General features: G+C 59.1%; 20 protein-coding genes. 13 read left to right on the forward strand and 7 right to left on the reverse strand.

What is annotated here, in order from left to right; genetic code table 11:
- Positions 1-28 precede the first annotated feature (28 nt).
- Positions 29-1,618, forward strand: a complete 1,590-nt coding sequence (locus JFU37_RS30235; RefSeq protein ID WP_201120871.1) for an ABC-F family ATPase — start codon at positions 29-31, stop codon at positions 1,616-1,618.
- Between the two features lie 214 nt (positions 1,619-1,832).
- A complete protein-coding gene (locus tag JFU37_RS30240) occupies positions 1,833-3,020 on the forward strand; it encodes an MFS transporter (RefSeq protein ID WP_201120872.1) in 1,188 nt (395 codons plus the stop codon).
- A 123-nt stretch (positions 3,021-3,143) separates the two neighbouring features.
- Here the strand turns inward: JFU37_RS30240 and JFU37_RS30245 are convergent, their stop codons facing one another.
- Both JFU37_RS30245 and JFU37_RS30250 read right to left on the reverse strand, forming a co-directional pair.
- Complete coding sequence (locus JFU37_RS30245) at positions 3,144-4,193, reverse strand: alpha/beta hydrolase family protein (RefSeq protein WP_201120873.1); 1,050 nt, start codon at positions 4,191-4,193, stop codon at positions 3,144-3,146.
- 169 nt (positions 4,194-4,362) lie between these two features.
- Positions 4,363-4,974: an FMN-dependent NADH-azoreductase gene (locus JFU37_RS30250; RefSeq protein WP_201120874.1), complete on the reverse strand. Its 612-nt coding sequence runs from the start codon at positions 4,972-4,974 to the stop codon at positions 4,363-4,365.
- Positions 4,975-5,106: 132 nt separating this feature from the next.
- Here JFU37_RS30250 and JFU37_RS30255 point away from each other — a divergent pair, with 132 nt between their 5' ends.
- A complete protein-coding gene (locus JFU37_RS30255) occupies positions 5,107-6,015 on the forward strand; it encodes a LysR substrate-binding domain-containing protein (RefSeq protein WP_201120875.1) in 909 nt (302 codons plus the stop codon).
- Positions 6,012-6,371 (forward strand): MmcQ/YjbR family DNA-binding protein, encoded by a 360-nt coding sequence (locus JFU37_RS30260; RefSeq protein ID WP_201120876.1) that lies wholly within the window; start codon positions 6,012-6,014, stop codon positions 6,369-6,371. Before JFU37_RS30255 ends, JFU37_RS30260 begins: the two co-directional genes overlap by 4 nt.
- A gap of 9 nt (positions 6,372-6,380) precedes the next feature.
- Here JFU37_RS30260 and JFU37_RS30265 read toward each other — a convergent pair whose 3' ends face one another.
- Both JFU37_RS30265 and JFU37_RS30270 read right to left on the reverse strand, forming a co-directional pair.
- Entirely contained in the window at positions 6,381-6,809 is a 429-nt protein-coding gene (locus JFU37_RS30265; protein WP_201120878.1) for a DUF1294 domain-containing protein, read from the reverse strand.
- Complete coding sequence (locus JFU37_RS30270; RefSeq protein ID WP_201120880.1) at positions 6,806-7,636, reverse strand: undecaprenyl-diphosphate phosphatase; 831 nt, start codon at positions 7,634-7,636, stop codon at positions 6,806-6,808. The genes JFU37_RS30265 and JFU37_RS30270 overlap by 4 nt, the downstream gene beginning before the upstream one ends.
- A 293-nt stretch (positions 7,637-7,929) precedes the next feature.
- On the opposite strand from JFU37_RS30270, the gene JFU37_RS30275 reads away from it, so the two are divergent.
- Together JFU37_RS30275 and JFU37_RS30280 are read left to right on the forward strand one after the other, a co-directional pair.
- Positions 7,930-9,564, forward strand: coding sequence for a methyl-accepting chemotaxis protein (locus JFU37_RS30275; protein WP_201120882.1), 1,635 nt, complete (start codon positions 7,930-7,932; stop codon positions 9,562-9,564).
- Positions 9,565-9,770: 206 nt separating this feature from the next.
- Positions 9,771-10,799, forward strand: a complete 1,029-nt coding sequence (locus JFU37_RS30280; RefSeq protein ID WP_201112718.1) for an IS110 family transposase — start codon at positions 9,771-9,773, stop codon at positions 10,797-10,799.
- A gap of 425 nt (positions 10,800-11,224) precedes the next feature.
- On the opposite strand, the gene JFU37_RS30285 is transcribed toward JFU37_RS30280, so the two are convergent.
- Together JFU37_RS30285 and JFU37_RS30290 are read right to left on the reverse strand one after the other, a co-directional pair.
- On the reverse strand, positions 11,225-11,548 hold the full coding sequence (locus JFU37_RS30285; protein WP_201120884.1) for a DUF190 domain-containing protein: 324 nt from the start codon (positions 11,546-11,548) through the stop codon (positions 11,225-11,227).
- 44 nt (positions 11,549-11,592) lie between these two features.
- On the reverse strand, positions 11,593-12,288 hold the full coding sequence (locus tag JFU37_RS30290; RefSeq protein ID WP_342215001.1) for a tRNA (adenine(22)-N(1))-methyltransferase: 696 nt from the start codon (positions 12,286-12,288) through the stop codon (positions 11,593-11,595).
- Between the two features lie 185 nt (positions 12,289-12,473).
- Between JFU37_RS30290 and acuR the strand changes: the two genes are divergently transcribed.
- Entirely contained in the window at positions 12,474-13,100 is a 627-nt protein-coding gene (gene acuR / locus JFU37_RS30295; RefSeq protein ID WP_201120888.1) for an acrylate utilization transcriptional regulator AcuR, read from the forward strand.
- Between the two features lie 45 nt (positions 13,101-13,145).
- Entirely contained in the window at positions 13,146-14,129 is a 984-nt protein-coding gene (gene acuI / locus JFU37_RS30300) for an acrylyl-CoA reductase (NADPH) (RefSeq protein ID WP_201120890.1), read from the forward strand.
- 272 nt (positions 14,130-14,401) lie between these two features.
- On the opposite strand, the gene JFU37_RS30305 is transcribed toward acuI, so the two are convergent.
- Complete coding sequence (locus JFU37_RS30305; protein WP_201120896.1) at positions 14,402-15,301, reverse strand: LysR family transcriptional regulator; 900 nt, start codon at positions 15,299-15,301, stop codon at positions 14,402-14,404.
- A gap of 100 nt (positions 15,302-15,401) precedes the next feature.
- Here JFU37_RS30305 and JFU37_RS30310 point away from each other — a divergent pair, with 100 nt between their 5' ends.
- From JFU37_RS30310 to JFU37_RS30330, 5 genes are all read left to right on the forward strand, one after another.
- On the forward strand, positions 15,402-16,208 hold the full coding sequence (locus tag JFU37_RS30310) for a phytanoyl-CoA dioxygenase family protein (protein WP_201120939.1): 807 nt from the start codon (positions 15,402-15,404) through the stop codon (positions 16,206-16,208).
- A gap of 149 nt (positions 16,209-16,357) precedes the next feature.
- Complete coding sequence (locus JFU37_RS30315; protein WP_201120897.1) at positions 16,358-17,221, forward strand: substrate-binding periplasmic protein; 864 nt, start codon at positions 16,358-16,360, stop codon at positions 17,219-17,221.
- 27 nt (positions 17,222-17,248) lie between these two features.
- Positions 17,249-17,971 (forward strand): amino acid ABC transporter permease, encoded by a 723-nt coding sequence (locus JFU37_RS30320; RefSeq protein ID WP_201120898.1) that lies wholly within the window; start codon positions 17,249-17,251, stop codon positions 17,969-17,971.
- A gap of 11 nt (positions 17,972-17,982) precedes the next feature.
- Complete coding sequence (locus JFU37_RS30325) at positions 17,983-18,735, forward strand: ATP-binding cassette domain-containing protein (RefSeq protein WP_201120940.1); 753 nt, start codon at positions 17,983-17,985, stop codon at positions 18,733-18,735.
- A 372-nt stretch (positions 18,736-19,107) separates the two neighbouring features.
- On the forward strand, positions 19,108-20,241 hold the full coding sequence (locus JFU37_RS30330; protein WP_201120899.1) for a saccharopine dehydrogenase family protein: 1,134 nt from the start codon (positions 19,108-19,110) through the stop codon (positions 20,239-20,241).
- The last annotated feature ends 40 nt before the right edge of the window (positions 20,242-20,281 follow it).

A 20,281-nucleotide genomic window follows, 5' to 3' on the forward strand; every position in this document is an offset into this window, starting at 1 on the left:
TACTCTGAATGCTTCGCAGGAAAAACCTTTGATCTCTACAGCTAACATCACGATGCAGTTCGGCGCCAAGCCGCTATTCGAAAACGTTTCGGTCAAATTCGGCGCGGGCAACCGCTACGGCCTGATCGGCGCCAACGGTTGCGGCAAGTCGACCTTCATGAAAATCCTCGGTGGCGACCTCGAGCCGTCCGGCGGCCAGGTCATGCTGGAACCGAACGTGCGTCTGGGTAAATTGCGCCAGGACCAGTTCGCCTACGAAGAATTCAGCGTGATCGATACCGTGATCATGGGCCACGAAGAGCTGTGGAAGGTCAAGGCTGAGCGCGATCGCATCTACTCGCTGCCGGAAATGACCGAAGAAGACGGCATGGCCGTGGCGGAACTGGAAACCGAGTTCGCTGAAATGGACGGCTACACCGCCGAATCCCGTGCCGGCGAGCTGTTGCTGGGCCTGGGTATCGGCATCGAGCAGCACTTCGGCCCGATGAGCGAAGTGTCCCCGGGCTGGAAACTCCGCGTGTTGCTGGCTCAGGCGCTGTTCTCCGACCCTGAAGTATTGCTGCTCGACGAACCGACCAACCACCTGGACATCAACACCATCCGCTGGCTGGAAAACATTCTGACCCAGCGCTCCAGCCTGATGATCATCATCTCTCACGACCGTCACTTCCTGAACAGCGTGTGCACCCACATGGCTGACCTGGATTACGGCGAACTGCGTCTGTTCCCGGGCAACTACGACGAGTACATGACCGTGGCGACCCAGTCCCGCGAGCAGCTGCTGTCGGACAACGCCAAGAAGAAAGCGCAGATCTCCGAGCTGCAATCGTTCGTTAGCCGCTTCTCGGCCAACGCCTCGAAAGCCAAGCAGGCCACCTCCCGCGCCAAGGCGATCGACAAGATCCAACTGGCCGAGGTCAAGCCTTCGAGCCGTGTGAGCCCGTTCATCCGTTTCGAACAAACCAAGAAGCTGCACCGTCAAGCGGTCATCGTCGAGCGCATGGCCAAAGGCTTTGACGGCAAGCCGCTGTTCAAGGATTTCAGCTTCGTTGTTGAAGCTGGCGAGCGCGTTGCGATCATCGGCCCGAACGGTATCGGTAAAACCACCCTGCTGCGCACCCTGGTCAACGAACTGACCCCGGATGCCGGCACCGTGAAGTGGACCGACGCCGCGGAACTGGGTTACTACGCCCAGGACCACGCGCACGACTTCGAAGACGACTGCAACCTGTTCGACTGGATGGGTCAATGGACCCAGGGCGGCGAGCAACTGGTTCGCGGCACCCTTGGCCGGATGCTGTTCTCCAACGACGAGATCCTCAAGTCGGTCAAGGTCATCTCCGGTGGTGAACAAGGTCGCATGCTGTTCGGCAAGCTGATCCTGCAAAAGCCGAACGTGCTGATCATGGACGAACCGACCAACCACTTGGACATGGAATCCATCGAGGCGCTGAACCTGGCGCTGGAAAACTACCCGGGCACGTTGATCTTCGTCAGCCACGACCGTGAGTTCGTATCGTCGTTGGCCACCCGCATCATCGAACTCAGCCCTAGCGGCGTGATCGACTTCAGCGGCACTTATGATGATTACCTGCGCAGCCAAGGCGTGGTGTTCTAAGCGTCTGCTGAAACTGAAAAGCCCTGTCCTGGTGACGGGGCTTTTTATTGCGTGAAGATCAAAAGATCGCAGGCTGCGCCAGCTCCTACAGGGGCACGCATTCCAAGGTAGGAGCTGGCGCAGCCTGCGATCTTTTGATCGTTAGCCTGCTTCCTTTTATTTCCCACCCAAGCCATGATGCAGCTCTCCCACCGCCGCCCGCGAACGAGCCCTCATGTCTGTGCAGCAACTGCCCCCGCAAAGCTCCATGGCGATCACCCTGCAGATCGTCTCCATCGTTTTCTATACCTTTATTGCCTTCCTCTGCATCGGTCTGCCGATTGCGGTGTTGCCGGGGTATGTCCATGAACAGCTGGGCTTCAGTGCCATTGTTGCGGGGTTGACTATCGGCTCCCAATACCTGGCCACGCTGCTGAGCCGTCCGATGGCCGGGCGCATGTCGGACACCATCGGCACCAAGCGGGCGATTGTTTACGGGTTAACGGGGATTGTGTTGAGTGGCGTGCTGACGTTGATTTCTACGCTGCTGCAAAGTTTTCCGCTGCCGAGTTTGTTGATCCTGATTGCCGGTCGCTTGTTGCTCGGGATTGCCCAGGGCTTGATCGGTGTCGGCACCATCAGCTGGTGCATGGGCCAGGTTGGTGCGGAACACACCGCGCGCTCGATTTCGTGGAATGGCATTGCGTCTTATGGTGCCATTGCGATCGGTGCGCCGCTGGGCGTGGTGATGGTCGCAGAATATGGCTTTGCCAGCCTCGGGATCGTGCTGTCGCTGCTGGCCTTGGCAGCGCTGTTGCTCATCCGCAACAAACCCTCGGTGCCGGTGATTCGCGGCGAGCGTCTGCCGTTCTGGGCGGTGTTCGGGCGGATCGCGCCGTTTGGTGCGAGCCTGAGCCTCGCCTCGATCGGTTACGGCACACTGACGACGTTCATCACCTTGTACTACGTCAGTCGAGGCTGGACTGGCGCAGCCTATTGCCTGACGGTATTCGGGATCTGCTTCATTTTGTCGCGACTGCTGTTCATCTCGGCGATAAGCCGCTTTGGCGGCTTCACCTCGGCCATTGCCTGCATGACCATTGAAACAGCAGGCCTGGTGCTGCTGTGGCTGGCGCCTTCGACCGGTTATGCCCTGATCGGTGCCGGGCTGACCGGGTTTGGGCTGTCACTGGTGTATCCGGCACTGGGGGTTGAAGCGATCAAACAAGTACCCAACTCCAGTCGCGGCGCGGGCTTAAGTGCATATGCGGTGTTTTTCGATCTGGCGCTGGCGATCGCCGGGCCGTTGATGGGGGCAGTAGCTTTGAACCTGGGGTACTCGTGGATTTTCTTCAGCGCCGCGTTGCTGTCCATTACCGGGCTCGGTTTGACCCTATTGCTTAAACGCCGCGCAATGGCCTGACTTCCACAATCCTGTAGGAGCGAGCTTGCTCGCGAAGAACTTGTGAGCGACGCATTCATTCAGGAAGAACGCGTTATCGTTAACGTCTTTCGCGAGCAAGCTCGCTCCTACACAGGGACTACCTTATTGATCGGCGGTTTGATCAGCTGTTTGCATCCCGGCGCGGGTGGCTTTGCCCAGCGTACGGGAAAAGAAACGCCCGGCTTCGGAAATCAGGTTGCGGTGAATGTCTTCGCGGTCGACGCCATCGGCATCGGTGCACAGCGCTGGCATGGCGATAATCTGTTCTTCGTTGCACGGCGCCATGAACACGAAGTGCCCTGCCCCGGCCAGTAACTTGAAGTCCGGTGCGATGGGCAGTTTACGCGCCAGGGCTGCGGCGTTTTTGTCGAACGCCACCAGTTTGTCGCCATCACCGCTGTAAAGCAGCACCGGCACATGCACGTCGGCCAACGTGGAACGGCCGAACTTCAAGCTGAGTGGCGCCATCAGCAGCAACGCGTGGACGCGCGGGTCGGCGACCGGTTGCAAGTCATCGCGGTCGACGATCAACTCACCTTGCGTGTTGCAGGCATCGCGGTCATCGGGGCGTTCCTGGCAATAGCGGCGCAGGCGGTCCAGGTCTGGCGTGGCACCGGACAGGATCAACGCAGTCTCTCCGCCCGCCGAATAACCGATCACGCCCACCTGATCGGCATTGACGAAAGGTGCGAGCATTCGATCGCCCAAGGTCGCGGTAATCGCTTCGGAAATCTGGATCGGTCGGCCGTAAAGGTTACTCAAAGTACCGAGACGGCTGTGATCTTTGTAGTTGTCACCGGGATGGAACACCGCCACCACCACAAACCCTTTGCGCGCCAGTGAAGTCATCAGGTCGTGCAAGGCCAGCGGGGTTCCCGTGTTGCCGTGGGACAGCATCAGCATCGGGAAGCGACCCATGGCGATTCGTGTGTCTTCGCCGGCTTCGACCGAGTAACCCTCGAGTTTGCTGGTGTGTTCGCGGTCGCTGGAGGGATAGAAGGCAATGGCCCGCATCGGCTGAAGATCCAACGGGTCGAGAAAGGTCATCTCATGGAAGCCGACGCTCCAGTGAGGACGTAGCCCAGGCGCGGCGTGCACTGAATTCAGGCTGCTGAGCAGGCAAATCAGTAATGTTGCACAAAGACGCACCATGGGATGCCCCACCTTGTTACTTGACCGGAGACGGTAACCCTCTACTGCATAACTCGGGCCATGAAATGTAATAGCCAGAAACAAAAAACTCCGTATCTGACACTTGCGTGATCAGAATACAGAGTTTTTTGGTGTATTGCCTGAGCTGATTCAGCTCTTTACGCAAGCCTTACGCGGCGGCGAACAGCTGCTCGCTGATTTGCGCGTGGGCGTCGCTCATGGCTTTGGTGCGTACTTCGTCACCGTAAGCCAGGCCTTCGGCGCGGACGATCTCGATGTCAGTGACGCCGAGGAAGCCGAACACCAGTTTCAGGTAATCTTCGTGAGCAACGCCTGACGCCTGGCCGGCATGCAGGCCACCGGAGGTCGAAACGATCACGATTTTCTTGCCGCCGCACAGGCCTTCAGGGCCGGCTTCGGTGTAGCGGAAAGTTTGACCGGCAACGGCGATGCGGTCGATCCAGGCCTTGAGTTGGGTCGGGATGGTGAAGTTGTACATCGGTGCGGCGATGACCACGGCATCGGCGGCAATGAATTCAGCCAGGGTAGACGCGCTCAGCTCGGCTTCGTGCTGTTGGGCGGCGTTACGCAGTTCGGCGGTGGTGCCGGCGGCAACCAGGGTCGTGGCGGAGAAGTGGCTGATGGCGTCGGCAGCCAGGTCGCGGTAGGTCACGACCGCAGACGGCTCGGCGGCTTGCCAGGCTTTAACGACTTCACTGCTCAGCTGACGGGAAGCCGAGTTGTCACCAAGAATGCTCGAATCGATATGCAACAGTTTCATGTGGGATCTCCAGGTGAGGACCGCCACGAGGCGATCTGATGGAAACAATCCTACAGGCGAAACCAATAGCTGATTAGTCGGCAACAATGCGATAGTTTGTCCTACTGATAGAACAATCGAGCCCACACCATCATGCAAGACCTTAATGACCTCTACTATTTTGCCAAAGTGGTTGAAGCCGGTGGCTTTGCGGCGGCCGGGCGATTGCTGGGGATTCCAAAGTCGCGGCTCTCGCGACGCATCGCTGAACTCGAAGAACGCCTTGGGGCGCGCCTGCTGCAACGCACCACACGACAACTCAAGTTGACAGCGGTGGGCGAGCGTTACCTGCGCCACTGTCAGGCGATGTTGCTGGAAGCCGAAATGGCCGATGAAGCGGTGGCCAGCATGTCCAGCGAACCTCGGGGGCGCTTGCGGGTGTCCTGCCCCGTCGGGCTGGCCCATGAAATGTTGCCGATGGTCATCAGCAAATTTCTTGAAAAGCACCCGCAGGTTCAACTGGAAGTCATGCTGCTCAACCGTCGGGTCGATCTGGTGACCGAGGGCGTCGACGTCGCTTTGCGGGTTCGCGAGTTGGGTGATGAAGATCCACTGCTGGTGACCCGGCGCCTGCGCCAGGCGCAGATGCTTCTGGTGGCCAGTCCGGCCTTTCTCCTTGGCCGCGGGATCAGTCATCCCGAGGACCTCAAGGGGGTGCCAATACTCGGCGCACTGGAAGCCGACCGCATGGTGCATATACGCATGCTCGATCAACAGGGCAAAAGCTTCGACGTGGCACTGGAAGCGCGACTGGGCATCGACGACTTCATCGTGCGCCGGGCCTGCACCCTCGCCGGCCTGGGCTTTACGATGCTGCCGATGATGTATTGCGAGCAGGAACTGGAAAACGGCTCGCTGGTGCAATTGCTGCCTGAATGGTCGCTACCGGGCGGCTGGCTGCAAGCGGTCTACCCTCATCGTCGCGGAGTGATGCCGGCGGTGCGCGCCTGGATCGACCATTTGATCGAATCATTCAATACCTGTGGGGACCGACTGATATGAAGGCTGGACGCATGAGCGAAGAGGATGTCGCAGCATTCTGCCTCGCGCTGCCGGGTGCGCGGGAAGACTACAAATGGGGGGGCGTGCGGGTGTTTTCGATTGCCGGGAACAAGATGTTTGCCTTGCAGAACTTGCGCGGCGCGTCCCTGGCGTTCAAGGTCGACAAGGACTTGTTTCTCGGGCATTGCGACCGCCCGGGCATTCATCCCGCGCCATATCTGGCGCGAGCCCAGTGGATCATCATGGAAACGCCCTACCCGTTGGCCGCCGAAGAGCTGCAAGGGTTGCTGCAACGCTCCCATCAACTGGTGGTGAGCAAGCTGCCCAAGCGCACTCAGGTCGGCCTGCTGCTGTAGAACTCTCTTTTAGAACAATGCGAACAGGTGTGCGCCGAGGAACAGCTGGTCGATCCAGAACACTTGGTGCATCAGCACAATGATCCAGAACACCAGCTGAAACGAGACTTTGCGCGTCTTGTGCCGAAACACCTGTTGCGCCACCAAGGCCCCTGGCCAACCGCCCGCCAACTCCACCGCATGCAACACGTTCTCCGGTGTACGCCAACGGTCGGAGCGCGCCTTGCGCTTGTCGCTCCAATACAGAAAAAACGCCAGCACGCTGACAATCCCGTACGCCGCCACAGGGATCACCGAAACCCGCTGCAGCCAGAGCGAGATCGAGCCAAACAGTGGCAGTGCGCACAAGACCGCGAACACCAACAGTTTTAGCCGAAGATGCTGGGTCTCTCCTCCGGATGGGCGCCCGGGATTGCGACGCGCGCTGGAGTCATTCATGGCTTCGCGGCAGCCCAATCGACCCAACCGAACTGCCAGGTCGCCAGGATCACAATGCCGAACGCAATGCGGTACCAGGCAAATGCCGCATAGCTGTGGGTGGCGATGAACTTGAGCAAGCCCTTGACCGCGATCATCGCGAAGATGAATGCGGTGACGAAACCGATAGCGAACACCGGGAAGTCTGCCGGCACGAACATGTGGCGATACTTGAACCCCGAATACACCGCCGCAGCCACCATGGTCGGCATCGCTAGAAAGAACGAGAACTCGGTCGCGGTTTTGCGCGACAGCCCGAACAGCAGGCCACCAATGATCGTCGAACCGGAACGCGATGTTCCCGGGATCATCGCCAGGCACTGGGCGAAGCCGACTTTCAGAGCGTCTTGCCAAGTGATTTCATCGACCGTTTCGGCATGCACTTCATGCTGACGCTTCTCGGCCCACAACATGATTATCCCGCCCACGACCAACGCCGTGGCAACCGTAATCGGGTTGAACAGGTATTGGTGAATCAAATCGGAAAAAATCACACCGAGGACAACGGCCGGCATAAACGCAATCAGCAGGTTCGCGGTAAAGCGACGCGCACTTGGCTGGGTCGGCAAACCGGTCACCACGTCGAGGATTTTGCGGCGAAACTCCCAGACCACGGCCAGAATCGCCCCCAACTGGATAATGATGTTGAACGCGATAGCCCGCTCACCCCCAAAGTTGAGCAAGTCGGCCACGATGATCTGGTGTCCGGTACTGGAAATGGGCAAAAACTCCGTCAGCCCTTCTACAACTCCAAGAATCAATGCCTGCAAGGCGGTCCAAAGTTCCATCAATCCCCCAAGAAGCAATGCCCCCAGGCATGCCCCGTTAAAATTTTGTAGAGCGTTCACTGCAATCAGCGTAGCTGAAGTCCGGCGCGCACAAGATCCACACAGCACCGTCAAAATCCTGTGAAAAATCAACCTGGATTCAGGCTTTACTGTGCGGGGCCGAAATCCTATCAGACAAGTCTTGTTACTGCTGCCGTGTTATTGGACTTGGGTCGAATAGGCCCGGTCTACAAAGTGTGGTTGGATGCTGGCGATCATTTATTACAAAAACAAAAACCCGGAGTGACAGCGTTATGAACAGCTTGCGCAGTATGTCGATCAGCCGACGCTTGTGGCTCATCCTGATCGTGGCCGTGATGATGCTATTGACCCTGGGCGTTTTGATGCTCAAGCAGATTCACGACGACCTTTATCATGCCAAGGCGCAGAAAACACAGCACGTGGTGCAGACCGCCAGCGGCATTCTGACCTACTACCACGACCTCGAAACCGCCGGCACGCTCACTCGTGACGCGGCGCAGAAGCAGGCGTTGACTGCCGTTCGCGGTCTTCGTTATGACCAGAACGACTATTTCTGGATCAACGACCTGACGCCGGTGATGATCATGCACCCGGCCAACCCTAAACTCGATGGCCAGAACCTCTCGGCTATCCGCGACCCGGATGGTTTTGCGGTATTCAACGAAATGGTCGCCGTCGCCAAGTCCAGGGGGGCCGGCAGCATCGACTATCGCTGGCCAAAACCGGGTGCCAGCGCGCCGGTGGAAAAAACGTCCTACGTCAAGCTGTTCGAACCCTGGGGCTGGGTGATCGGCTCGGGCGTGTACATTGATGACATGCAGGCCGAGTTCTACGGCCAGGTCTGGAAAGCCTCTTTCGTCGGGCTGGTGATTGCCCTGATCATGGCGCTGCTGGTGATCCTGATTGCCCGCAGCATTGTGCGGCCACTGCAAGAAACCGTGGATGCCATGGCCAACATCGCCAGCGGCGAAAGCGACCTGACCCGCAGCCTCGTCACTCAGGGCCAGGATGAAGTCTCGCAATTGGCAGGCCACTTCAATGCCTTCACCGCCAAGCTGCGACAGGTGATCAGCGAATTGCAGGTGTCCGCCAGCGCCCTGGGTCAGTCGTCCAGTGAACTGGGCAACGACGCCGCCCAGGCACAACAACGCAGCCAGCAGCAGTCGCAGCAGATGGAATTGGTGGCGACGGCAATCAACGAAGTGACCTATGGCGTGCAGGACGTTGCGAAGAACGCCGAGCACGCCGCCAGCGAAATGCGCGATGCCGAGTCTCAGGCGCAGCAAGGGCAGGTCAACATCGACGGCAGCCTGCAACAAATCGACAAGTTATCTTCGACCATCGATCAGGCGGTGGAAGTGATTCGGACCCTGGCCGCCGAAAGCACCCAGATCGGCAGCGTGCTGGAAGTGATCCGCTCCATCGCCGAGCAAACCAACCTGCTGGCCCTCAACGCGGCCATCGAAGCCGCCCGGGCCGGCGAGCAAGGTCGCGGTTTTGCCGTGGTGGCCGATGAAGTAAGGTTGCTGGCACAGCGCACCCAGAAGTCCACGGCCGAGATCCAATCGATGATCGAACGCCTGCAGAGTCACTCCGAAGCGGCCGTCAAGGTGATCGGCGACAGCAGCCGCGCATCGCAATTGACCATCGAGCAGGCTGGGCTGGCCGGTGCCAGCCTGAATGCCATTGGCCAGGCGCTGCGCAACCTCAACGGGTTGAACGCTTCGATCGCCAGCGCGACGTTGCAGCAGGCGCATGTGGTCGAGGACATCAATCAAAACGTCACCCAGGCGGCCGGGTTGTCCCACAGCACGGCACTGGCGGCCGAACAATCGAGCCTGGCCAGTGTTCGGCTCAAGGAACTGAGTGAACAGGTGAACGGATTGCTCAAGCAATTCCGCGTGTAACCCGAAAAGATCGCAGCCTGCGGCAGCTAAATTCGACGCGCTGCCTCATTGGCAGTCCTCTCCCGGACCGCGCGTCTTTAGAAAGGGACTGGCTAGCTTAATGCCGATCAGTTAAGCCGTAATGCGATCTAATGAAATGGCTACCCCCGCCGCCCCCTGTGATCGCCCACTAAGCTTTCACCGGGGGCTCATCGGAGACTGATGCCATGACCAAAGTAGCTATTGCCGCCATCGACTTGGGAAAACACTCTTTTCATCTGCATGCACAAGATGATCGCGGTCATGAGCTTTGCCGCAAAAAATTCAATCGGGTGACGCTCATTCGGTACCTGGCCAACTTGGAATCCTGCACCGTCGTGATGGAGGCCTGCGGCGGCGCCCACTTCATGGCGCAGGAGGTCGCCAAGCTGGGGCATACGCCCAAGCTCATTGCACCTCATCTCGTGCGTCCGTATGTGAAAAGCAACAAAAACGACTTCGCTGATGCCGAGGCGATCTGCGAGGCGGCGACCCGGCCCACGATGCGTTTTGTGCCGCCAAAAACCCAAGCCCAACAGGCGCTGGCCATGTCCAACTCGCTCCGTGAGTCGTTCATTAAAGACCGCACTGCGACCGTCAATCGGATTCACGCAGCCCTTCTGGAGGTTGGTGTCAGCCTCGCAGCCGGCTTCAAAGCCATCAAAGAGCTTCCAGCGTTGCTTGAGGTGAGTTCATTTTCTGAACGCATCAAGAAAAATCTGATGGTGCTGCATGGGCACTTCAACTATCTGGATGGGCAGGTCAAGGCGCAGGACAAAGACATGGAATGCCAGGCCGCTGAAGATGATCTGGCAACGCGCTTGATGACCATGCCGTGCATCGGCCCGATCACCTCCACCGTCCTGGCTGCCGAGTTGGGCGATGGCAAACAGTTCAAATGTGGCCGAGGCTATGCGGCCTCGATCGGGTTGGTGCCCAAACAGCACTCCACGGGCGGCAAGACCGTTCTGCTGGGCATCAGCAAGCGTGGTGATCGAAACCAGAGACGCCTACTCATCCAGTGTGCCCGTGTTTATTTGATACAGCTGGAACGACAGAAAGGTGCTTTGGCGGACTGGGTCCGCCAGCTATTAGCGTCCCACCATCACTCCAATCTCGTGGTCTGTGCGTTGGCCAACAAGCTGGCAAGAATCGCCTGGGCGATTGCGGCACACCACACCGAATTCGATGCAGGGCCAAGCGTGATGAACGCCTGACCCTGCTGTCACCCAAGCACCACCCACCTTGTTTGCGATGCTGGATAACAGATGACGTGAACGGCCAACCGGCCTGACGACAACCCTGAGCTGCTACACGGCTGAAAGGCCGTCAATCTAATTAGGGTCGTTAGGCATCGATTCTCATCGAGGCGCGGGGCCACAACCCCACTCAGACGCCGGATAGATGAAAGCAAGCCAAACACGCATCAAAAACAGTATTGCAGAAAAGGGGGTAACCATAGATGTAGCAGCTGGCGAAGCCTGCGTTCGGCGGCGAAGCCGTCGTAAAACCTGTCCACGAGGTGTTTCTGATGCATCGCGTCGACTGATTTCACGACGGCTTCGCCGCCGAACGCAGGCTTCGCCAGCTGCTACAGGAAGCGTGTTTCACCTGGGATTTCTTAACTGACAGGCATTACTGGCTAGCTGGCCTTTTTTCCGACGAAGCCCATCTCAATTGGGGTCTTTATGTAAAACACGGAGATTTCCTCAGCCTCCAATCGCTTGAACAACCTTTCGGATTCGTCCTCGGTGATAGCCATGCGAATCTCCGTAGGCTGATCTGCCAATTCAAAAAAATGCGAGGAGTGCATCCGACCGGTGTGCCCAAAACCCTCGATACCGGTAGAGAGGGTCGCGCCTCTCAGCCCCATTTCTTTGGCCACATCAACGATCCAGTCACCGAGCATCTTTCCCTGATAACGACGGTTCTGTTGGGTAAAGAAAATCACCAGAAAACCATTCATTTTCATCTCCTCAACGCGTGTCCCCACAGAAACCCGTAGCCGTCTCAAGCCAGCAGTTCAGTGATCCACCGGGCCTGCCGGGCGATGTCTTGCACCTTCTCCTCGGGCACGGCTCGCCGCGCCTGGGTGAACTTCGCGAGGGTCTGCTGCTTGTGGCGCAGCATGCGCTGCCACTTGACCAGGAACGCCGGGCTGCGTGCCTGCATCTGCAGCGGGCCGAAGTACAACTCCTCGGCGGTGTACATCACCGGCCCGTCGCGCTCGGCGACGATGATTTCGTAGTCGAAGCGGTGTTCCCGCAGTACTTCCTCGCAGAGGATTCGGTAGCCATTTTCCATCAACCATTGGCGCAGTGGCTGCTCGCCGCCGTTGGGCTGCAGGATCAGGCGCTCCTGGCCGCTCAGGCGCGCCTTGCCGCTGTCGAGGATATCTCGGATCGTCTCGCCGCCCATGCCGCAGATGCTGATCGCCGTGATCCCGTCTCCCGGCTCGATCGCCGCCAGGCCATTGGCCAGGCGCACGGTGATCCACGGGTCCAAATCGTTCTCGCGCACGGTGCGTTCGGCCGAGCGGAACGGCGTCAATGCCACCTCGCCGGCCACCGCCGCCGCGATGGCGCCACGGTGCATCAACGCCACCGGCAGGTAGCCGTGATCCGAGCCGATATCGGCCAGGCGCGCACCTGCTGGCACATGCGCCGCCACGCGCTCCAGGCGCATGGACAATGTCTGTTCGTTCAACTGCAGTTCCTTTTCACCACGAATGTCCGGCACCTTTGGCATGGGTGCGATCGGCCCATAATGCTTGCTGAGAGAGACAGGATAAAGCGCCGGCGCGCGAGTTAAAAGTTCTGTCGGGCCTGCACGTTTCCTATGAACTGACCTTTTGCGCTTGCATTACAATACGACCGGTCTATATTGACCCCATGACGAGCTTACCTAAACGCCGCGGGCGTCCGCCGAAAAGCCCCCGCACCAATCCCGATACCCGCAATGCGTTGATTCGTAGCGGTACAGCCCTGCTGACCGAACAGGGTTTCATGAGTACCGGCATCGAATCGCTGCTCGCGCAGGTCGGGGTGCCTAAAGGCTCGTTCTACTACTACTTCGAAAGCAAGGAAGCCTTCGGGCATGCCGTGCTGGACAACTACGCCGACTATTTCGCACGGCGCCTGGATCGGCATTTCCTGCACGAAGACCTGACACCGCTGCAACGCATAGCTGCCTTCGTCGAAGACGCCAAACGCGGAATGACCAAGTATGAATTCAAGCGGGGTTGCCTGGTGGGTAACCTGGGCCAGGAAGTGACCATGCTGCCGGCCAGCTTTAAACAACGCCTGGACGCCGTGATCATCTCCTGGGAGAAGCGCCTGGGGGATTGTCTGCAAGCGGCCAAGGCCCACGGCGAACTGGCCCCGGCAGTGAATTGCGAGGAGCAAGCCGCATTTTTCTGGATCGGCTGGGAGGGTGCGGTACTGCGTGCCCGCCTGACTGGTAACACTCACCCGCTGGACATCTTCCTGCGTGGCTTTCTATCCGGGCTCAGCGCCTGATTTTTTGCACTGTTTATAGACGATCAGTCTAAAAGGAGAAGAGCGATGTTTGACGCAATTCTGATTGAAAAAGACGACGCCGGTTACCGCGCCAACCTGCAGAGCCTGCAAGAGACTCAACTGCCCGAGGGTGATGTCACAGTCCGAGTCCACTACAGCACACTGAACTACAAGGATGCGCTGGCCATCACCGGCAAAGGCCCGGTAGTGCGCAAGTTTCCGATGGTCCCCGGCATCGATCTGGCCGGAACCGTTGAGCACAGCGAAAACGCGGCCTATAAAATCGGCGATCAGGTCCTGCTTAATGGGTGGGGCGTGGGCGAAAACCATTGGGGCGGCCTGGCGCAGAAGGCGCGACTCAATGGCGACTGGCTGATCCCCCTGCCCTCCGGATTCACTGCGGCACAGGCCATGGCCATCGGCACCGCCGGCTACACCGCCATGCTCTGCGTCATGGCCCTCGAACGTCACGGCGTCACCCCCGGCAGCGGCGAGATCCTGGTCACCGGCGCCAATGGCGGAGTCGGCAGCTTTGCCATCGCCCTATTGAACGGCCTTGGCTATCAGGTTGTCGCGTCTACCGGTCGACTGCAGGAGTCGGAATACCTCAAGGCGCTGGGTGCCAGCGAAATCATCGACCGTGCCAGCCTGAGCGAACCGGGCAAACCCATGACCAAAGAGCGTTGGGCCGGGGTCATCGACTCCGTGGGCAGCCACACGTTGGCCAATGCCTGTGCTGCAACCCGCTACGGAGGTGTGGTGGCCGCCTGCGGTCTGGCCCAGGGAATGGATTTCCCGGCCAGCGTCGCGCCGTTCATTTTGCGCGGTATCACTTTGGCCGGCATCGACAGCGTGATGCGCCCACGGCAGGACCGGATTGACGCCTGGAACCGACTGGATCGTGATCTGGACCGTAAGCTGCTTGAGCAGATCACCCAGACTGTCGCGCTCAAAGACATTATCCCGATGGCCCAGCAACTGCTGGCTGGTCAGGTACGCGGCCGTTTGGTGGTGGCTCTGGACAGCTAAGTCGGCAATGCCAGAACGATCAACCAAAAAACAGGCTTAGAGTTAATGCCGATCAGTTAAGGAAATCTGTAGGAGCGAGCTTGCTCGCGATAAACCTGAGGGCAACGCGTTTATCCGGAAGCACGCGTTATCGTTAGCGTCCATCGCGAGCAAGCTCGCTCCTACAAAGGCGCACATTCGCTTAACTGATCGGCATTAGGCCTGGGGTGTCCTTCTTGTATTCGGTAATGCAGCGCCGGGCACCCATTACGAACCGCATGCGCGGTTACGGCCTACCCCGCCAAAGCGTCAGCCGCCGCCCAACTCATGAACGCTTGCGCGACCTGTGAAGGGCGCATGGCCGTGGATTGGGCGAGCACCACTCGCTGGGGATTGAGCACCTCAAGGATCGGGCGACAGGCTATCGCCTTGCCGTCGTAACTCTGGTCACCCGCAGGCCGGGTACAGGACAAGGCCACGCCGTAACCATGGGCCACCAGACCGCGCTGCATCTCGAAGGTCTGGGTGTATTGCTGCGCCATGGGGTGCAGGTCCTGGGACCAAAATAACGAAAGGAAATACTCCCGCGTCTGCGCGATGTCTTCCAGGATCAGGCACTCGTGCGAGAGGTCCAGCAGCGAGACTTCGGCCTGAACCGCCAAGGGGTGATCGGCCGGCAACAAGGCATAGGGCGGCAGTTGGTCGAGCACCGTGCGTTCGGCCAGCGGATCGAGCCCCAACTCATAGGTCAATGCCAGCTCTGCCTTGCCGGCGCTGAGAATCCGGTGCACACCCGCCAGGTCGGTTTCGAACAAAGTGACTGTCACTTCCGGGTGTTGCGCACGAAAGCCTGCGAGCAAGCGCGGCGCATAGTACGGCCCCAAATCCTGGAAACAGACCAGCGTCAGCTGACCGCGCAAAGCCTGTGGCCCCCCATGTACCTGGGTCATCGCCACCGCCAGGTTGAGGATATCTCGCGCCCGTCCCAATAGGCGCTGGCCCGCGGGGGTCAGTTCGAGCCCGCGGCTGACCTGACGCCGAAACAGGCGCTCGCCCAACGTGCCTTCCAGTTGCGAGATCGCCAGCGACACCGAGGGTTGCGACACGTGCCGTGCTCTGGCCGCCGCGCTGATGCTGCCGTGCTCGGCCGCCGCCACGAAATACTCCAACTGACGAAACGAAAAACCTATCATGTTTCCCTATACTCAAGAATAAGAAATATATCGTTTTCCTATTTATATCTAAAAGCAATACTCCTTGCATACCAATAACAGCAAAGGAGCAAATCCGATGATGATGTCCGATGTCGAGGTATTTCAGCGCGACGGTGCCGTTGTTTTGCGCGGCGTCTTCACCGACTGGATCGAGCGTCTGCGTGAAGGTTTCGAACAGAACCTGGCCCACCCCAGTCAGTTTGCGATCGAGAATGTGGGCAGCGGCGAAGGCGGCCGGTTTTTCGAAGACTACTGCAACTGGCAGCGCATTCCGGCCTTTAGCGACTTCGTCCTCAACTCACCGGCGGCGGGCATTGCCGGGCAGATCATGCAATCGCAGCAGGTGCAGGTGTTCCACGACCATATCCTGGTCAAGGAGCCCGGCACGTCCAAGCCAACGCCTTGGCATCAGGATCTGCCCTATTACTGCGTGAACGGTCTGCAGACTGCCAGCTACTGGATTCCCCTTGACCCGGTGACCAAGCTCAACACCCTGAGCGTGGTACTCGGCTCCCACCGATGGCCCAAACCGGTACGCCCTAAAAGCTGGGCCAACAACGCCGACTTCTATGGCGAAGCCAACTCCGTTACCGGGGAAAGTGTGTTCATGGACATGCCGGATGTTGAAAACGGCGACTTCACCATCCTCTCGCCGGAGCTGCAACCGGGCGATGCGGTGGTGTTCGATTTCCGCACCGTACACGGTGCCGCGGGCAACCAGGGCACCGGCCGCCGAAGAGCGTTCTCGACCCGCTTCATCGGTGACGACGTTCGCTACATTGCCCGCCCGGGCCGTACATCCCCGCCCTTCCCCGGGATCAACCTGGATAACGGCGATCGCATGCGCGAAGACTGGTTTCCAGTGGTCTGGCGTAAAGACGCCTGACACAACGGCGCGCGTTTACCCCTGAGTTCATTACTTATCTCTCCAGCGGCCAGGGAGAGCGAGTTGTCTGCAGCAGATACACGGTTTCGCGATTGAGCGCTTTTGCTCGAAAAAATAACAATAAAAATCCCCCAGTCGGAGACACATCTATGCAACGTTCACTCCTCAAAATCAGCGCTGTTGCGTTGCTCCTCGGTACCGCCGGCCTGGCTCAGGCCAGCAGCAGTTGCCTGGCGGACGTCAAGGCTTCTGGCGTGCTGCTCTCGGGTAATGGCCTGATGGGCACCAAACCCTTCATCTGGCAAAACGAAGACGGCAGCTACGGCGGCTTCGAAGCCGAGCTGTTCAAAGAGATCGGCAAGCGCATTGGCGTACCCAAGACCGAGTATGTGGTCACCGAGTGGTCGACGCTGATTCCAGGCATGAAATCCAAGCGCTGGGACATCATCTTGTCCGCCATGTCGGCCACCCAAGAGCGGGTACAAAACGCCGGGATCCAGTTCACCAACCCCTACTTCCTGAGCTTCAACTATGTGATCGTGAAGACCGACTCACCGATCAAGTCGATGGCCGACCTCAAAGGCAAGAAGCTCGCCACCGTGATGGGCACCGACGACTCCCTCAACGCACACCGCCTGGCCGACACCGGCGTGGTCGGTGAAGTCATGGACTTCAACGGCTTCGGTGAACCTTTCCAGGCCCTGCAGAACAATCAGGCCGATGCCGTGCTGCTCGATCAGGGCACCCTGATCGGCCAGAAGGAAACCATGCAAAACCTGCGCACCGTGGGTGAGCCGATCCTCTATCAACCGAAGCCGGAATGGGCCGCCGCCGAAGCCAAGGCGCCCTACGTCTACGGAACGCAAGCCATCGCCGTGCGGGGCGAATGTGGCGATCTGCGCGAAGCCATCAACGGTGCCCTCAGCTCAATGATCGCCGACGGCACTCACAAGGCGATCCTCGAAAAATACGGCGTATGGGATCCCGTGCAAACCAGGCTGACCAAGAACTGACCGGCGCACAAACAAAGGGATACCGCTATGTACGACTTCCTGTTTGTCCTGATCCCCAAATACTTCCCATTCCTGCTCAAGGGCGCGGTGGTGACATTGCAACTGTCCGTGCTGAGCATGGCCCTCGGCATCCTCATCGGCCTGGCCGTCGCGCTTGGCCGACTGACACGCCGGCCGTGGCTGGACTGGCCGCTGCGCTGCTATGTGGAAATCTGGCGAGGGGTACCGCTGGTGGTGCAGTTGCTGGTGATCTACTTCACCCTGCCGCAAATCGGCCTGACCCTTTCCGGCTTCTGGGCCGGGGTATTGGGCCTGAGCCTCAACCTCGGCGCTTACCTGTCCGAGGTCTTTCGGGCTGCCATCCTCTCGCTGGACAAGGGCCAGCGCGAGGCGGGTCTATCCATCGGCATGTCGCGCAACAAAATCTACCTGCGGGTGATCCTGCCCCAAGCCCTGAAAATCGCGATCCCGACGGTAGGTGGCTACTTTATCTCGTTGCTCAAGGACTCCTCGCTGGTGTCGTTCATTGCCGTGAATGAATTGCTGCGCCACGGCAGCATCGTCATCGCCAACACCTTCCTGAGCATGCAGGTTTACCTGATGGTCGCCATCATCTACTTCGTCCTGAGCTTCATTGCTGCACGGGGCGTGCACTGGATCGAACAACGCCTCACACCCGCTCACCTGCGTACCGGTACCCGTGTCACCCGAAGCCCGATATCCACCAAGCTGACCGAGGCCAAATCATGAATGCCGAACCTATCCTGCAGATCAAAGGCCTGCACAAGGCCTACGGGAGCAGCAAGATCCTGCGCGGCGTTGACCTGACGGTAAAACGTGGTGAAGTGGTCTTCCTCATCGGCCCCAGCGGGGGCGGCAAGTCGACCTTGCTACGCTGTATCAACTTCCTGGAAACGCCCTGTGCCGGCGAGATTACCTTTACCGGCGAGCGCTTGTGCCATTCGGACAATCAGTCCTACCAGCAGGTGGGCGAATCCAGGCTGCGCATGGCTCGCAGCAAAATGCCGATGGTGTTCCAGCAGTTCAACCTGTTCAATAACCGCACCGTACTGGAGAACGTCATCGAGGGGCCGTTACACGTGCTGCATCGCCCCAGGCAGGAAGCGATCGCCGAGGCCCAGAGCATCCTCGACAAGGTCGGCCTCTCCGCGCGCCTGGACTACTACCCCGACCAGCTGTCCGGCGGCCAGCGCCAGCGGGTCGCGATTGCCCGGGCCTTGGCGATGAAGCCGGAATTGATCCTGTTCGATGAACCGACCTCGGCGCTAGACCCGGAGCTGGTCTCGGGGGTGCTCGACACCATTCGTGCACTGGCCCAGGAGGGCATGACGATGATTATCGTCACCCATGAAATGAACTTCGCGCGCAAACTGGCCGACCGCATTTGCTTCGTCGCCGACGGCGGCATTCTGGAGTCCGGCACCCCGGAAGAACTGCTCGCTGCCCCCAACAACAGCCGCATCGCCAGTTTTATCCAGTCGATACAGAACTGACCCTGCCTCGCATCCATGCCAGGTTCTCCCTGAACCCGGCATGGCCCTCCCCTCATCTATGGGGGACTCTAGATCAAACTCGTTCAATGCCCCCCGGCGTGGGGGGGCGTCAAGGGCATCTATCTCACTATTTTTGGGCGGTGCAGGAAGCGGTGTCCTCTATCGCTTTGCCTGTATTAACGACTTGAACATTCAAGTTGCAGCGCGGAGTGACAGCAGTTCCAGCCTCGACAATATCGAGATGTACCCACCCGAAATGTCCGGCAGGTTGACACTGCTTTCAACAGGTAGGTCTTGAATGTCGCGGCTCTCCGAACCGCTCTGCATTGCTCCGCCTGTCTCGCATCCCAAACAACATCAAGAGAATAAAAAATGGCTAAGTATCCCGTCGTTGTCTATGGCGCCAGTGGTTACACCGGCATGCTGATTATGGATTGGCTGATTGATCAGAACATCGCGTTTACCGCGGTGGCGCGCGATTCCGGGCGTACCCGTGAAATGATGGCGCAGCGTGTGGTGCGACTGGAGTCTGCGACGTACGAAATCATCGAAGTCGACCACACTGTCGAATCGCTGACCCAGGCATTCAAGGGTGCCAAGGTCGTTTGCAATACCGTAGGCCCCTTCGCCAAATTCGGTCTCACCACTGTCGAAGCCGCGCTTAATGCCGGCTGCCACTACCTGGACACCACCGGCGAGCAGTCCTATGTGCGTAGTGTTCGCGACCAGTTTGGTGAGCGCTTCGCCCAGGCCGGCTTGCTGGTTTCGCCGTCACTGGCGTACATGAATACCTTCTCTGAGATCGCTGCCGAACTGGCGCTCGAACACCCCGGCATCGACGCCCTGGAAACGTCGGCGCTGTGCCGTGGCCAACGTGGTATCGGTGCTGGTGTAACGGTTGGCTCCACTGCTTCAATCTTCGAGATGTACCGCGCCGAGCATTGCTACCTGTGGGACAACAAGCTGGTGGCACACCCTGTTGATGCTTCGTTCTTGATCCCTTCGGCCCACTTCATGCAACCGGTGTTCGCCTTGCCATGGGGCGGTACCTCGTTGCCGATCTATTTCGAGAATGATCCGCGCGTACGGTCCTGCGTCTCCTGCGTCGGTTTCTACGACAATGATGCGATGAAGATGGTGCATTCGCTCAACCAGAAGTGGGAAGCCGAATACAAGCATCTTCCGCCCGAAGCTCAGGATGAGGTACTCAAGAACATCGTCCAGGCGACGACCCCGGCGATGCCGCCACGCGAGCGCACGACCTTGATGCGTACGGTCGACACTGCGATCGGCCGCGGGCAGCTTTCGGCCGTGCGCGCCGAAGTGTTCGGTACCACTGCCTACATTGCCACCGGTGCCTTGCAAGTCGCGGGTGTGATCAAGCTGCTCAACGGCGACACCGCCAAAGTGGGCTTTGCGTCCGGTTCCAAGGCATTCGGTCACCGCTACCTGCTGGGCTTCTGTGAAGAACGCGGTTTGGCTCGCGCCGTTGTCACCCAACTCTGATCAGTCTCGCAGGGTTAAATCGCGCCAGCCCGCTGGCGCG

Source organism: Pseudomonas sp. TH41 (assembly GCF_016650695.1).
Taxonomy (GTDB): domain Bacteria; phylum Pseudomonadota; class Gammaproteobacteria; order Pseudomonadales; family Pseudomonadaceae; genus Aquipseudomonas.

What these genes read in the sequence shown, in the direction of transcription:
- JFU37_RS30310 (WP_201120939.1), top strand. Translation starts at nt 15,402, where the DNA reads ATGATGTCCGATGTCGAGGTATTTCAGCGCGACGGTGCCGTTGTTTTG.
- JFU37_RS30330 (WP_201120899.1), top strand. Translation starts at nt 19,108, where the DNA reads ATGGCTAAGTATCCCGTCGTTGTCTATGGCGCCAGTGGTTACACCGGC.
- JFU37_RS30250 (WP_201120874.1), bottom strand. Translation starts at nt 4,974, where the DNA reads ATGAAACTGTTGCATATCGATTCGAGCATTCTTGGTGACAACTCGGCT.
- JFU37_RS30315 (WP_201120897.1), top strand. Translation starts at nt 16,358, where the DNA reads ATGCAACGTTCACTCCTCAAAATCAGCGCTGTTGCGTTGCTCCTCGGT.
- JFU37_RS30280 (WP_201112718.1), top strand. Translation starts at nt 9,771, where the DNA reads ATGACCAAAGTAGCTATTGCCGCCATCGACTTGGGAAAACACTCTTTT.
- JFU37_RS30245 (WP_201120873.1), bottom strand. Translation starts at nt 4,193, where the DNA reads ATGGTGCGTCTTTGTGCAACATTACTGATTTGCCTGCTCAGCAGCCTG.
- acuI (WP_201120890.1), top strand. Translation starts at nt 13,146, where the DNA reads ATGTTTGACGCAATTCTGATTGAAAAAGACGACGCCGGTTACCGCGCC.
- JFU37_RS30285 (WP_201120884.1), bottom strand. Translation starts at nt 11,548, where the DNA reads ATGAATGGTTTTCTGGTGATTTTCTTTACCCAACAGAACCGTCGTTAT.
- JFU37_RS30265 (WP_201120878.1), bottom strand. Translation starts at nt 6,809, where the DNA reads ATGAATGACTCCAGCGCGCGTCGCAATCCCGGGCGCCCATCCGGAGGA.
- JFU37_RS30270 (WP_201120880.1), bottom strand. Translation starts at nt 7,636, where the DNA reads ATGGAACTTTGGACCGCCTTGCAGGCATTGATTCTTGGAGTTGTAGAA.
- JFU37_RS30255 (WP_201120875.1), top strand. Translation starts at nt 5,107, where the DNA reads ATGCAAGACCTTAATGACCTCTACTATTTTGCCAAAGTGGTTGAAGCC.
- JFU37_RS30305 (WP_201120896.1), bottom strand. Translation starts at nt 15,301, where the DNA reads ATGATAGGTTTTTCGTTTCGTCAGTTGGAGTATTTCGTGGCGGCGGCC.
- JFU37_RS30260 (WP_201120876.1), top strand. Translation starts at nt 6,012, where the DNA reads ATGAAGGCTGGACGCATGAGCGAAGAGGATGTCGCAGCATTCTGCCTC.
- JFU37_RS30275 (WP_201120882.1), top strand. Translation starts at nt 7,930, where the DNA reads ATGAACAGCTTGCGCAGTATGTCGATCAGCCGACGCTTGTGGCTCATC.
- JFU37_RS30240 (WP_201120872.1), top strand. Translation starts at nt 1,833, where the DNA reads ATGTCTGTGCAGCAACTGCCCCCGCAAAGCTCCATGGCGATCACCCTG.
- JFU37_RS30320 (WP_201120898.1), top strand. Translation starts at nt 17,249, where the DNA reads ATGTACGACTTCCTGTTTGTCCTGATCCCCAAATACTTCCCATTCCTG.
- acuR (WP_201120888.1), top strand. Translation starts at nt 12,474, where the DNA reads ATGACGAGCTTACCTAAACGCCGCGGGCGTCCGCCGAAAAGCCCCCGC.